The sequence below is a fragment of the Lysinibacillus sp. UBA5994 genome (genome assembly GCF_002429725.1).
GTDB lineage: Bacteria > Bacillota > Bacilli > Bacillales_A > Planococcaceae > Lysinibacillus > Lysinibacillus capsici.
Genome location: NZ_DJAU01000047.1, coordinates 44,314 through 57,465 on the forward strand (window position 1 = coordinate 44,314; position 13,152 = coordinate 57,465).

Sequence of the window (13,152 nt, forward strand, 5' to 3'; positions counted from 1 at the left end):
GCTCTGTATCCTTTTAATTACAGTAGAATATATGAGAGGGGGGTTCATTATGAATCGACAACATATAGGAATTGTCTTTGGAGGAATTTTATTATTAGTTGTTGCTATGGGGATTAGTCGATTTGCCTTCACACCGATTCTACCCTTTATGCGTCATGATGTAGGGTTTTCATTGGAAGTGGCTGGTTTTTTAGCTTCAAGCAATTATATTGGTTATTTCATTGGCGCATTATGGGCAGGGTTCATTTATCGTCAACGTAAAAATGTTTTAATGGCAAGTGTTGTTACCAATGTCCTATCTGTTATATTAATGGGCTTAATAGAAGTGTATAGTGTTTGGCTAGTTCTGCGTTTAATTGCGGGCATTACAGGGGGCCTTATTTTTGTGTTAACATCGAGTATTATTATGGATTACTTGGCGAAGCATTCATTATCACGATGGTCTGGCTATGTATTTAGTGGTATAGGCTTAGGGATTGCTATTTCAGGTTTATGTGTACCTGCTATAGAAGCAAGATTTGCTTGGCAGGGTGCATGGTTAGGCTTAGGAATTTTATCAGCGATTTTTTTATTTATTACCTCTTATTTATGGAGAAGTTTAGTGGTGCAGGACAGCACAAAAGTTACAAAATCTCTTGATACAAAAATGACAAAGGGTTTTATGCCATGGCTGATTTTATCCTATGGTTTAGAGGGGTTAGGCTATATTATTACAGGTACTTTTTTAGTCGATATTATTCATAATATTCCTTCTCTTCAAGCTTACTCTTCCTATAGCTGGGTCATTGTGGGGCTCGCGGCTATTCCATCAGCTCCGGTTTGGACGGTCTTATTAGAGAAGTTTTCAGCTATAAAAATTTTGTTTGTGGCATACATACTGCAAGTGGTAGGTATCCTGTTACCTGTTTTTGCACAAACGGTATGGAGCGTTTTATTAGCATCTTTTTTATTCGGTCTAACCTTTGTAGGAATTGTCACGCTAACTACTTCCTATGCACGACAGCTATTCCCAACAAAGAGCGGATTCGTTGTTTCTTTATTAACAACCTTTTATGCTTTTGGACAAATTATCGGACCGATTATCGCAGGAAAACTGGTTGAAGTTTATAGTAGCTATAAAGCAGCACTTATATTTGCTGGTGTCATAGTGTTTCTTGCATTGCTCGTTATGGTAATTGGTAGATGGCTAACTGTAAAAAAAGAAGCTGTTGCTGAACATACAATTTCTATATAACGCATAAAAGCCAGAGATCCTATTTGGATTTCTGGCTTTATCATTTACTTAAAGAAGCCGTGCCTCTATCTACATGATATTAAAAAATAAAATAAAAGTCTATATATTTTTTTCTTTATATGGAAAAATAGACAAGTGCACACAGGACGTAACGTTACGATTTTACTTTGAAATGGGGACTGTAAATGAACACAGAACAAGCTATTCAACGCTGGAATCGATATGCGGAAAGGTATACAGCAAACTACGATGAGCAGGGGGATATTCATCGTGTCGTACTGTTAAATCCCACTATCTTTTCTTTGCTAGGTGAGGTAGATGGAAACCATCTATTAGATGCAGGATGTGGAGAAGGCTATTTAAGCAGATTACTGGTAAAGAAGGGTGCAAGAGTAACAGCTGTTGATTTTTCACAAAAAATGCTAGACATTGCTATGGAAAGAACACCACAGCAGGAAGCTATTCAATTTTTACACGGGAATTGTGAAAATTTATCCTTTTTAGCAGATGAACAATTTGATGGTATTGTTTCAAATATGGTTCTCCAAGATTTAGAGGATTATCAGGCTGCTCTATGTGAGATGTTTCGATTATTAAAACCTAATCGCACTTTTATTTTTTCGATTTTACATCCATGCTTTGTGACACCAAATAGTGGATGGATGAGACATGAGCAGCTAGATCAACAGTATTGGAAAGTCCAACGTTATTTTTATGAAGGGGAGTATCACCAGCTAGATGCTGACCCACCAATAGTTCTATACCACCGAACATTAACAAGCTATGTGCAAGCAATTAGGCAAGCTGGATTTACTATTGAGACTATTGTAGAGCCCAAGCCATCACAAGACATGCTAAAGAAGTACCCTCAATTTGCGGAAGATTTGCATTGTGCAGATTTTATTGTTTTTAAATTAAAGAAATAAAGGAGAAGTACCGATGCGTTTATTTCATGTCAGTGAAGACCCTACTATTATGATTTTTCATCCTCGACTGCCTGAGCGACCAGATTTAGATGCCAAAAAAGGGCTAGTATGGGCAATCAACGAAAGATGCCTGCCAAACTATTTAACGCCAAGAGATTGTCCGCGTGTCTGCTTTCATGCAGGAGATCAAACAACAGAGCAGGACAGACAGCAATATCTACATCAAGCTTCACATGTAGTAGTCATAGAAAACAAGTGGTGGGAAGTATTGAAAACTACAAGTCTTTACCTATATGAGTTTGATAGTAATGGATTCACTTTACAGGATGATATTGCGGGCTATTATACGAGTGAAATAACACAAATGCCCATCCATGTCTCAGAGATCAATGATATAGCTAAAGCATTATTGGAGCGCAATGTTGAATTGCAAATCGTGGATAGCTTATGGGAAATACATGATAAAATCCAAACTACAAGCTTAAATTGGTCCATGTGCAGAATGCGCTTTGCACAACCAAGATTCTAAAAACAAGCCTCGTTATGCACCTATTGCATGGACGAGGCTTATTTATTATTAGACAGTCGGTGTTTGTTCAATTGGTGCTGAAGAGATATTGACTAATTTCTTATCTTGATATGTAAAAATATAATCATAGTTTGCTGTTTCATTGAGCATCTTAGGTAAATAATATTTTAAGTCCGCAATACCTACATTTTCAGGGTGTAAAATCCAAGTAAGCTCCTTCCAATCAAGAATGCCCTCAGCAACCTTTATCGGTGTTACATATGGAAAAGATTCAGGTAGTTCCGCTATAAACGCATACATACAGCCATAGTTAACAATGCCATCTGTCCAGGTAATCTTACCCTTATAGGTAATATCCTCAACCGTGATGCCTGTTTCTTCTTTAATTTCTCGTAAGGCACCAGCTAATGGTGTTTCATCCTGTTCAATTTTGCCACCAACACCATTCCATGCGCCCATCCACTGAGGCATATCTCTATTCAATAAAAGGATATAATCTCCCTTCTTCAGAAAACAGATTGTAAATTCAGCCAAGTTTGTTCCTCCCTTTTCTTTAGTTATCTGAATTGGCAGGAGACCAGCCAGTCTGCTGACTCCAATGATTTGCTTGTTTTAAAATTTCCCATATGATCGATTCTTTAGATTTTGTATAAAGTTGACGATTATATTGGTATTTCTTAGCCAATTCATATTTTACCTGCTCATAGCGACGACAGTAATCTGGATGACGGCGCAAAAAATCTCGAAATAATAAGGCTAGCTGCTCTGCCCAACTACCAGCCTGTCGAACATGAATATGTACTCGTCTATCTCCAGGAGCCTCTTGAAAATAGCGTTTAGACTTGTCTGGATTTTCTGCTCGATAACTAAAACCTAGAGATTCTAATGGAGCTTTAAATGCTGCCAATGGTGTAAACGATGCGACGGATATTTGTATATCAATTACAGGCTTTGCTGCTAGCCCTGTTACAGCAGTTGAGCCAATATGATCAATTCTCAGCGCTATGTTTCCTAAGGCCTCCCGTAATTGACAGCCTATGCTATGAAATTCCTTAGCCCATTCATCTGTATAAGGTAAAATCAAAATAGGATCAGGTATTTTATCTCCTCCCTTGGTCTTCATAAAATTATTGTAGCATGCGTGTTATAGTGGAATAAAGATAGTAGAGGGAGTGTGAAAAGGATGATTTTAATAAGTGCTTGCTTAGCAGGTTTAAATGTTCGTTATAATGGCACAAACAGTCTAGATGAAAAAATACAAAAGCTTGTGTTAGAAAATAAAGCTGTCACGGTTTGCCCAGAGCTGATGGGAGGCTTTTCAACGCCCCGCGAACCGGCTGAAATTGTAGGTGGCAATGGACAAGATGTACTTGATGGCAACGCAACAGTGGTTGAAAGTTCTGGACGAGATGTCACAAATTTATATCTGAAGGGAGCCTATGCAACCTTACAAAAAGCACTTGAGGTAGGGGCAACTCATGTCATTTTAAAGGAATATAGCCCATCCTGTGGCAGTGCAAAGATTTATAACGGTGCGTTTAATGGAACAAAATTAGCTGGCGAAGGAGTAACTACGGCATTGCTTCGAAGAAACAATATCGTCGTGCTATCTGAAGAGAATTTTTTTGAATGATTAAAGAGAGGCCCCTAAACTAGTAGGGGCCAAGTTTATTTATTCAACAATTAATATGCGAGGCGACGTTTTAGCAATTATTTTGGTCGAAATCCAGCCGCCAAAAATGGCAGCTAAATGTGATTCGAACTGATTAACACTTAAGTATTCCCTTATAATATTAGCTATATCATTTTCGTCTTCAACAATTAGTACTTTGATGTTCCCGTTGCTCATACATACTATCTCTCCTTAGTAAGATGTCTAAATCATTTTCTTCGGTTGACTAGGAAAAAAAACAAAACAATGATAAGGAATGCATAAATTATAATCCATGTGTATTGCCAATAAAAAACGTTGGGTATAACGTCAATTTGATCGCCCACACTCATCATTTCTAATGAAAAATGAAGAGGAGGAAGTAACCAAAGAAGTCCAGTTAGAATAGAATCTTTTAAAGTAGCAATCACGACAGAAATAATAAGGATGCCTATTACACCCCACCACGTATTTCGTCTATTTTTCACGAGTTCCCTAGTAAATAAAGCAGTGAGTGCAATGGCAAGTAACGATAAACTAAAATGAGACAAGAAACCTAGTAAAATATGTAATAGTTTGGGCTTCTCAAAAAATGCCTCTATTAGGATTGGGTAGAAGACAGAAACACAGCTTAGACTAAAGGCAAGCAGCCCACAAATGATGAATATCCCTAAATTGTAGTCTATTGTTTTTTTCGTATGAAGGGTAGTAATCATTTTTTGTCCTTCATCTTCAGCATGAAATAATGTAACAGTAAACCAGCCCATTAAAAAAAAGAGCACAAGAGATGTAAATGAATAACTATCTAATATTGGATTAGGCACAAAAGTATAATTAACGATAAGACATAGAATGAAGATTGTAAAAGGTGGAACGTAGTGATAGGTTCTTAAATAATTTATCAATTGATAACGTACTAAACTGCTCATCTTTTTCGTTTCCTCCTTTCAAAAATGAGAAGAGAATTGTTCTTTTTTGTGGTGGACAGTAGCTAAATATTTAATTGAAGCATTGTGTTGTAATAATTTCAGTAAAATTTGATCTGAATCCTTTGCTGGAACAATCGTCACTATTTCATAATGTCCATTCACTAAAAGTTGTTGTTGTTGAATCTCTATCGAAGGTATGATTTCATCGAGTAATGATAGGCTAGCAATCTCAAAAATTAATCGATGCGTTGGATTGCGATCGAAACCCTCTATCTGAATGATCGTATTCTCTTGAATAAGTAAAACGGAGTCTACAAGGTTTTCGAGTAATTTGGTTTCATGACAGGTTAAGAGGATACTGAGTCCTTTGCTTCTTACTCTAGCTAAGATTTGTTCGAAATCATTTTGTGCCTTGGCATCAAGTCCTGACAATGGTTCATCCATTATCAGTAGATCAGTTTCTTCTAGCATCGCCTGCATAATCATCACCTTTTGTTTCATCCCTTTAGAGAAATGGACAATCCTTGTATCTTTTTCCTCTTTTAGTTGAAACATATCAAGTAATTCTTCTATCTTCTGCAAAAGCTGATTTTTAGCCATACCTCGTATACAGCCCATGTGATAAAGATATTCTTGAGGCGTAAATAAAATATGAGAAGGAGTTGTTTCTGGTACATAGCCAACTTTTAAAGACGTTTTCTGCTTCACAATAGAACCACTGTCTGGTTTAATGAATGCTGCAATAATCTTGAGTAAAGTGCTTTTTCCAGAACCATTTTTCCCTACTAGAGCAATGATTTGATTGGACGCAATTGAAAACGATACATTCTCTAAAATTTTTTTCCCATTGTATTGTTTACAGATGTTTTGTACTTCCAAAATAGTAGTCATCTTCACACACCTTTATTTTTGGATAATTCTTCTCCATAAAATAATTATAATGAAAATCGACCATTCACTTCAATTAAATTGGTTATATTTCCTGTTTTTAGTTATTTCAGTTACATAAAAAAGCTCTGCTTTTTAAATAGCAGAACTTTTAAGGATTGATTACAACGAACGATATTTTTTTAAACTGATAATATTTAACGTAATGAAAACAATGGCAAAACAAGCAAGAATGCTGAGATTCACTATAATATCAGAAAGTGAATAACCTTTATACATCACACCATTCAATGCGTCCGCGGCATAGTATAGAGGCATGATACGCCCAATGTTTTGAAGCCATTCCGCCATACTATCCAGCGGGAAAATACCCGAAAAGAACACTTGAGGAACAATAACAAGCGGAATAAATTGCATCATTTGAAATTCTGAAGCGGCAAAGCTAGATAGCAACGCACCTAAGGATAACGAGACAAGAGCAACCATCATATTGATGAGTAGGACAAGCCAGATGGAGCCTACATGGACAATATCGAGCACATAAATACCAAACAGGACGATAATAATTGTTTGTAGGAACGCAAATAAACCATAGCCAACCATATAGCCTGCTACAATTTCTGAACGTTTAATCGGTGTCGCCAGTAAACGCTCCAATGTTCCAGAAGTACGCTCCTTTAATAAGGCAATGCCAGTAATTAAAAAAACAAAGAAAAAAACAAAGAAGCCAATGAGCATAGGACTAAATATATCAAAAATAGCCGTATCCTGATCACCATAAACATAGTCCGTTTTCATACTGCCTATAGAGGCTTGGGTAGGCTGTAAGATTTGAGCAAGTTGCATCGTTAAAGCCTTTGCCAGAGAAGGATCATCATTTAATAAAGTTAACTTACTAACATTTTGCTCTACTGCTAGCCAACCATTATACTCTTTATCTTGTAGCTGTTTTTTTGAAAAATCATTGTCCACGATAATGGTAAAATCAGTCTCTTTTAATTTGTCGATCAATGGGGCGGGCGCATTAGAGACCACAAGTGTGACGGAAGCCTCATTACTATTGAAAATAAAATACATTAAGGACAAGACAAGAAGTGGGGCTAAAAATAATAAAGCAAGTGTCCGTCTATCTCTTTTCATTTGTTGGATGATTCTTGTGATGATAGCACTTATTCTCATTGAACGTCACCTCCAGCTTTTACAAACACCTCATCAAAGTCTTTTGCTTGATAATGTTCTTTTAACTCTTGTGGGGTACCCTGTGCAATAATATGTCCACTTCTCAGCATGGCCAATTGATCACATCTTTCCGCTTCATCCATCGCATGCGTCGTCACTAAAATGGTTTTTTGTTCCTGATCTTTTAAACGAATCAGTTCTTGCCAAATTTCCTTTTTTAAGACAGGATCTATCCCCACCGTTGGTTCATCCAAAATGAGTAGTTTAGGATTTTGAATAAGGGCAATAGCAAGAGATAATCGACGTTTCATTCCCCCCGAATAATTTTCTACTTTTAGTCGTAAGTCATCTGTTAAACGAACGAGGCTTGCTGCATAGGCTACTCTTTCTATTCGTTCCGCTTTAGATAGTGAATAAAGCTTTGCAAAAAAATGTAGATTTTCTTCTCCCGTTAAATCTGTATAAAGTGCATCTGATTGTGCCATATAGCCAATGTCATTTAATAATTGTTTATGAGGAACATTCAAATCTAATACTTGAATAGTACCACTATCAGGTTTCAGCATGCCCATAATCATTTTGATTAGTGTTGTTTTACCACAGCCTGACGGACCGAGTAAGCCCATTAACTGTCCCTTAGGAACATCCAAAGAAAGGGGGGCAATAACTTGCTTATGTTGAAATCGTTTTTCGAGAGACTTAATAGAGATTGCCTGGTTGCCCATATGGTCCTCACTCCTTCACTGAACACAATGTTGATTTGATAAAAATTTTACTGTAGCATGTGAGCAAATACAATCAACAGTTTATCAGCAAGTGTTAAGTAAATGGAGGGAAATATGTGTCTGTACATGAAAAAATGAATTTTGAAACGAAGCAAGCCATTAAAAATGTTTTTATCCAACAAGTAGAGGAGGTAGGCTTTGAACGTGTGACTGTAAAGAATTTAGCGTTTGTAGCTGAAATTAATCGTGGCACGTTTTACTTACATTATTCAGATAAATATGATGTGATGGAGGATTTGCAGCAAGAGCTATTAATGGAGTTAGAGCGCTATGTCAAACATGTTCAGCCGTTGGATGCTTTTCAAACGTTAAAAATGGGGCAACTCTATCAGCCATTTATCAAGGTGATAACGTGTATAAAAGAGCATGCACCAGCTTTTCGTATGTTATTAGGAGAGCAGGGGAGCCCTAGCTTTACACAAAAGGTGAAAATGATCTTTGGGAGTCATATTTTAGACAGATTATCGCTTATACGCAAGGAAGCACAAGATCCAGAGTTTCAACAATACTTACAAGCCTTTATAGCATCTGCCATTTTAGGGGTCATTCAGGAGTGGTTGGACAAGGGGAACGAGAACTTAACAGTAGAAGAAATGGTCGCTCTACATTTTCGATTAATACGGTTTTTAGGAAATGTAGTAGGTACTATTTAATGAAAACCGCTACAGCACTGGATCTGTAGCGGCTAGAAATTTAGAGATGTAAATCTCGTTTTACAAAAAAACGAATTGCTAGACTATAGCAAAGCAAGCCAATGAGGAAAAGTGTACCTAGCATCCACCAGCAAGAGCTATTTTGTTGAATTAATTGAACGGAATCGAACAATGAATAGATTGTAATGTATTGTAATTTGTCTAGTGAACCACCCATATTGCTCAGTGCCTCAATCAGATAAAAGGCAATGGGAATGCCAGCACTATAGGCATAGGATGTTCTTAAATCTTTCGTGCTGCAAGACATAAGAAAACAGAATCCACTAATGGCAAAGTGCAATAAAAATAGCCCGAAATTTAACAGCAGTAGGGCCGTTATGTCCAGCTCATTAGGGAATAATATTTCTGCAAAGACAATCATGACCAACGTAGTAACAGCAAGGAGTGTAAAAAGGCTGATGATCAAAAATAGTGCTTGTGTAAAGACAATTTTAAAACGAGTATTCGGTGTAGCGATTAAGTATGCCATCGAACCATTATCAATATAGCCCATGATGAGCTTATTGGCTAACATGATAGAAAATACCAAAGGAAGAATCATTAATAAAAATCCATATAAATAGGTGGAGAGAAATTCTATCAAGGTATCGCCAATGCTGGTCATACCAAAGGCTGCCATCATCTCAGGCATTGTTTCTGTTAATTTTTTTAGTGTATCCGTCATTTCTGGGTTATACATATAAATTACACTGACAATATATAGCATTAGTACACCGATAATAATGGTGAATAGTTTAAGAGAGGCAAATAACTCATGCTTGAATAAGGTAAAATTCATGATTAAGCACCTCCACTTTCGTAATAATGCATAAAAATATCTTCTAGTGACTGGGAAATAACGTCTAAGTCTATAATTTTATAGTTAGATAGCGTATGGAGAAATGCTTGAAGGTCTCCCATTATAGTAATCATAACTTTTGTAGAAGAGATACGTTCAAGTACATATTCCTCATCAAGGAAGCGAGTGAGCTCTTGCTCATCTTGAAACTCAAGCATGTATTTTTTAGATTTACGTTTCTTTAAATCTGTAATGGTTTCAGTCGCCACGATTTTACCTGCATTAATAATCGCTACACGATCACAAGTTTTCTCTACTTCTTCAATCATATGAGAGGACATGAAAATGGTCGTTCCTTTGTCCTTTTCAGCTAAAATGAATTCAATAAATTTGGTTTGCATGAGCGGGTCTAAACCACTAGTAGGTTCATCTAGAATGACAATTTCGGGATGATGCATGAAGGCACAAACTAAACCAACCTTCTGCTTCATACCTTTCGACATTTTTTTTATGAGCCGAGAAGCATCTAATTCAAAGAAATGCATTAATTCCTCGGCATGTGTGTAATCATTCATCCCTCTTAACTTAGCAATAAAGTGAATAAATTGCTTACCCGTCATTTTATCAATAAACGCAATTTCTCCAGGTAAATAGCCAACAACTTGTTGGATGGTTGCAGATGCCTCCCGACAATTTAAACCGTTAATGAAACAAGAGCCCTCAGTTGGCTGTAAAAAACCCATTAAATGGCGTATGGTTGTGGATTTTCCTGCCCCATTTGGTCCTAAAAAACCGAACACTTCACCCTTTGGAATTTGTATATGAACATTTTGTATACTATAAAAATCGCCAAACTTTTTAGTTAAATGGTTTACTTCAATCATGGACACGTCACTCACCCCATTTTATTGATACAATAATGTTTTCAAAAATAGAAAATATTCACTAGCCTCTTCCATGCATTGCTCGATTAATTCATTAAAGAGCTCTTGATTATCTACATGCGCTTTTAATCTTTCCTCATAACGATGACTGATACCATCTGTTACCCATTGAATAGTATCAATTGCCTTTTTTATATCCAAATTTTCTCGGAATAAACTAGTATCAATTCCTTCGAATGCAGTTACATAAGCATTTTTTTGAAAAGCGGCATTGTAATGATTTAGTTCATCTCGTACCTCAGAGCTTGTTTCAGCATAGGCCTTTTTCAAAAAATCAAACAGCGCATGATATTGCTTCATGAGATCAATTTTAATTTTCATGATCTGTTCATAACGCTTAAAAATATCAGGCTCTGCTAAATCAATTTGGCGATTAAGTGCCACGGAGAATTTAGTAGTTGTATAGTCATATAAGAAAAGATATAAATTTTTTTTACTACCAAAATAGTGATATAAAATGCCTTTTGATATATTGGCATTGCTCACAATTTTGTTTGTTGAAGCGGTAGCATAGTTATTGAGCGAAAATTCCCTTAAGGCAGCATTAATAATTGCTTGGCGCTTTTCTTCGGTTAAATTCATAAAAGCTTGATACAATTTTTTACTCCTTTCCGTCATATTTTATGCCATTATATAGAAATTGACTACTGTGGTCAATGTGATTTGGGAAAATAAAAAAGAACATGATTGTGACCATTTCCAATAGTCTCACTCATGCTCTCCATTGCTTCAGTTTACTTATCATAATAATTGTTCAATGCAATTTCTAAACGTTCTTCTAAATGCTTTGAAATATAGCTTAGAACGAATTGCTCTTTGTCCATTTCAATTTGTGCGGACTTGAAAAATTTGGTGAAAAAACCGACTTTATGATTTTGGGAATATTGCTGTAATGCTTCTGTACGTAATGTAGAAACGATTTCATTTTCTATATGACGCTCTCTAATCTTTTGGACAATGTCCTTCACGCTATTTTCTTGCAGCTCGGTAATTTGATTTTGTAGATGCTCATTTTCCTGCTTTAGCTCCAACGTTTCTTTTTGAATTTCTTCCACTTGAAGGATAGAATCGGTCGAAAGACGTTGAATGTTTTTGTCAAGAAAGTCCTGATTAATGTTAACTTGTAACGTCCCTTGCTCTTCATTCGGCAAAATCTGAAAAAGACCTGTTTGAATCATTTGCTGTAGGACGTTTCCAAGCAAATCGATTTTATGTGATAAATCCTCAGAATCCATGGTCGTTGCGGTAATTTGGTGTTTCAGCAACTGACCGTTATCATCAATACCTAGCAATAATTTAATCCCCCTTACACGATACTCATCCTTCAATAATAAAATCATGCGCAATCTCAATATAGCAGGTAGGTTTAAACGAATATTGCTATTTGTATTGGGCGAAGCATTGTCAAAAATATACTGTTCAAACGGTTTTAAATAGTAGCGAAGCATGGCGTCTGTAATATCAAACCAGCCCGCGACTTCTGCAATTGTATAGTGTTTCGATTCATCGATCTCTGCTAAATACCCATCATTATAGAGGTTTTCCTCTAAAGGTGTATGTTGCAGTGCCACAAACAATGGGTCATCTTGCACAATTTCAAGTACCATTTCTTTTGTATCATTTACTTTAAGCATCCTTACACACCCCACTTTATTTTTCCCATGACTAAATGTTCCCTATATAGGTTTCTATTCGATTGGCAGCAATTGTATGCCTATTTTATGTAGGAAATAGTCATTAGAACGAAGTACCTTTTAATCTTTTATGAATCTTAAGGGAAATTGTACTGATGTTCAGGAGGAAGTTAATACAGAAGAATTACCATCCTATACATTTTATTTATTATAGATAAAAGAATATAATTAGTGTAAAATTACACTTAAATAATCATATTATATTTTTGTGGAGGTGTAGCTGAAATGAAAAGATTTATTCAAAGTATGTTGTCGCTATTTCCATTCCCGTTTTTATTTCATTTTTACGAGTATAATAGCCACCTCTCAAACCAAGAGGCTAGCTTCTTATTTCCGTTATTTCTTTTTTTCATTATTGGAGTTAGCATAGTATCTAGAAATGATCATCTACCTTTGTTCATTGTCCTAAATTTTTTGATGACTGCTTTGTCTTTAATGTTAGGCCATTTTTTTATAGATGATGATGGAAGTTGGTTTAAGCCTTTTGGAAGAGATGTAGCCATTATCTTTGTTTCATTTTTTTATGTTTTAGGGCAATTAATTATAAGAGGGATTAGAAAAGGAATCATGAGACATAGAGTAAAAGATTAAAATTACAATAAGTCGTATAAGAAAGAACCATGCCTTTATAAGAAAAGAGGGAAATATGATCATTACTATTGATACAGCTAAAAATGAAGATTATATTGCGATCAATCATCTTGGGGAAACGGTTACTTGAACGTTATAAAGAATGGGGAGGAGGCTACATCTATAGAATTAATGTGTGTGAGTTCAATACCAATGAAATTGAATTTTATGAGATTTAGGGATGAAGAGTGTAAAAAGAAAAATGAAGATGAATATAGAAATCAAGCAATTAAGTCACTCATGAATGAACATTGTAGTGAACCCCAAAAGTT

The 13,152-nt window shown here is 35.9% G+C and carries 18 protein-coding genes; 7 read left to right on the forward strand and 11 right to left on the reverse strand.

Annotated elements, in window-relative coordinates; translation table 11 throughout:
• The first annotated feature begins 49 nt into the window (after nt 1-49).
• The 3 genes from B3D98_RS14870 to B3D98_RS14880 all read left to right on the forward strand — a co-directional run bounded on the left by B3D98_RS14870 (nt 50) and on the right by B3D98_RS14880 (nt 2,689).
• Nucleotides 50-1,234: a YbfB/YjiJ family MFS transporter gene (locus tag B3D98_RS14870; RefSeq protein ID WP_054550627.1), complete on the forward strand. Its 1,185-nt coding sequence runs from the start codon at nt 50-52 to the stop codon at nt 1,232-1,234.
• Nucleotides 1,235-1,419: 185 nt separating this feature from the next.
• Nucleotides 1,420-2,160, forward strand: coding sequence for a class I SAM-dependent methyltransferase (locus B3D98_RS14875; protein ID WP_103117660.1), 741 nt, complete (start codon nt 1,420-1,422; stop codon nt 2,158-2,160).
• A 13-nt stretch (nt 2,161-2,173) separates the two neighbouring features.
• Nucleotides 2,174-2,689, forward strand: a complete 516-nt coding sequence (locus tag B3D98_RS14880; RefSeq protein ID WP_103117661.1) for a DUF6886 family protein — start codon at nt 2,174-2,176, stop codon at nt 2,687-2,689.
• A gap of 48 nt (nt 2,690-2,737) precedes the next feature.
• On the opposite strand, the gene B3D98_RS14885 is transcribed toward B3D98_RS14880, so the two are convergent.
• Together B3D98_RS14885 and B3D98_RS14890 are read right to left on the reverse strand one after the other, a co-directional pair.
• Entirely contained in the window at nt 2,738-3,223 is a 486-nt protein-coding gene (locus B3D98_RS14885) for an NUDIX hydrolase (RefSeq protein WP_288583913.1), read from the reverse strand.
• 19 nt (nt 3,224-3,242) lie between these two features.
• On the reverse strand, nt 3,243-3,812 hold the full coding sequence (locus B3D98_RS14890; protein ID WP_288583914.1) for a GrpB family protein: 570 nt from the start codon (nt 3,810-3,812) through the stop codon (nt 3,243-3,245).
• A gap of 60 nt (nt 3,813-3,872) precedes the next feature.
• On the opposite strand from B3D98_RS14890, the gene B3D98_RS14895 reads away from it, so the two are divergent.
• Nucleotides 3,873-4,322 carry a DUF523 domain-containing protein gene (locus B3D98_RS14895; protein WP_054550630.1) on the forward strand — a complete coding sequence of 150 codons (450 nt, stop codon included), beginning with the start codon at nt 3,873-3,875 and terminating at the stop codon, nt 4,320-4,322.
• Nucleotides 4,323-4,361: 39 nt separating this feature from the next.
• Here the strand turns inward: B3D98_RS14895 and B3D98_RS14900 are convergent, their stop codons facing one another.
• From B3D98_RS14900 to B3D98_RS14920, 5 genes are all read right to left on the reverse strand, one after another.
• On the reverse strand, nt 4,362-4,538 hold the full coding sequence (locus B3D98_RS14900; RefSeq protein ID WP_288583916.1) for a hypothetical protein: 177 nt from the start codon (nt 4,536-4,538) through the stop codon (nt 4,362-4,364).
• Nucleotides 4,539-4,570: 32 nt separating this feature from the next.
• On the reverse strand, nt 4,571-5,269 hold the full coding sequence (locus B3D98_RS14905) for an ABC transporter permease (protein ID WP_288583918.1): 699 nt from the start codon (nt 5,267-5,269) through the stop codon (nt 4,571-4,573).
• A gap of 18 nt (nt 5,270-5,287) precedes the next feature.
• Nucleotides 5,288-6,160, reverse strand: coding sequence for an ABC transporter ATP-binding protein (locus tag B3D98_RS14910; protein ID WP_288583920.1), 873 nt, complete (start codon nt 6,158-6,160; stop codon nt 5,288-5,290).
• Between the two features lie 159 nt (nt 6,161-6,319).
• A complete protein-coding gene (locus tag B3D98_RS14915; RefSeq protein ID WP_048391207.1) occupies nt 6,320-7,336 on the reverse strand; it encodes an ABC transporter permease in 1,017 nt (338 codons plus the stop codon).
• On the reverse strand, nt 7,333-8,061 hold the full coding sequence (locus tag B3D98_RS14920) for an ABC transporter ATP-binding protein (RefSeq protein WP_048391206.1): 729 nt from the start codon (nt 8,059-8,061) through the stop codon (nt 7,333-7,335). Before B3D98_RS14920 ends, B3D98_RS14915 begins: the two co-directional genes overlap by 4 nt.
• 116 nt (nt 8,062-8,177) lie before the next feature.
• Here B3D98_RS14920 and B3D98_RS14925 point away from each other — a divergent pair, with 116 nt between their 5' ends.
• Nucleotides 8,178-8,774: a TetR/AcrR family transcriptional regulator gene (locus B3D98_RS14925; RefSeq protein ID WP_288583922.1), complete on the forward strand. Its 597-nt coding sequence runs from the start codon at nt 8,178-8,180 to the stop codon at nt 8,772-8,774.
• Between the two features lie 40 nt (nt 8,775-8,814).
• Here the strand turns inward: B3D98_RS14925 and B3D98_RS14930 are convergent, their stop codons facing one another.
• From B3D98_RS14930 to B3D98_RS14945, 4 genes are all read right to left on the reverse strand, one after another.
• Nucleotides 8,815-9,612, reverse strand: coding sequence for an ABC transporter permease subunit (locus B3D98_RS14930; RefSeq protein WP_175400711.1), 798 nt, complete (start codon nt 9,610-9,612; stop codon nt 8,815-8,817).
• Between the two features lie 2 nt (nt 9,613-9,614).
• Nucleotides 9,615-10,496 (reverse strand): ABC transporter ATP-binding protein, encoded by an 882-nt coding sequence (locus tag B3D98_RS14935; RefSeq protein WP_233732758.1) that lies wholly within the window; start codon nt 10,494-10,496, stop codon nt 9,615-9,617.
• 21 nt (nt 10,497-10,517) lie between these two features.
• Nucleotides 10,518-11,153: a TetR/AcrR family transcriptional regulator gene (locus tag B3D98_RS14940; protein WP_115673485.1), complete on the reverse strand. Its 636-nt coding sequence runs from the start codon at nt 11,151-11,153 to the stop codon at nt 10,518-10,520.
• A gap of 137 nt (nt 11,154-11,290) precedes the next feature.
• Nucleotides 11,291-12,190 (reverse strand): hypothetical protein, encoded by a 900-nt coding sequence (locus tag B3D98_RS14945; RefSeq protein ID WP_066036633.1) that lies wholly within the window; start codon nt 12,188-12,190, stop codon nt 11,291-11,293.
• 285 nt (nt 12,191-12,475) lie between these two features.
• Here B3D98_RS14945 and B3D98_RS14950 point away from each other — a divergent pair, with 285 nt between their 5' ends.
• Nucleotides 12,476-12,841, forward strand: a complete 366-nt coding sequence (locus B3D98_RS14950; RefSeq protein ID WP_288583924.1) for a hypothetical protein — start codon at nt 12,476-12,478, stop codon at nt 12,839-12,841.
• Between the two features lie 126 nt (nt 12,842-12,967).
• Nucleotides 12,968-13,152 (forward strand): hypothetical protein (locus tag B3D98_RS14955; RefSeq protein ID WP_288583926.1); only part of this gene is annotated, 185 nt, incomplete at its 3' end.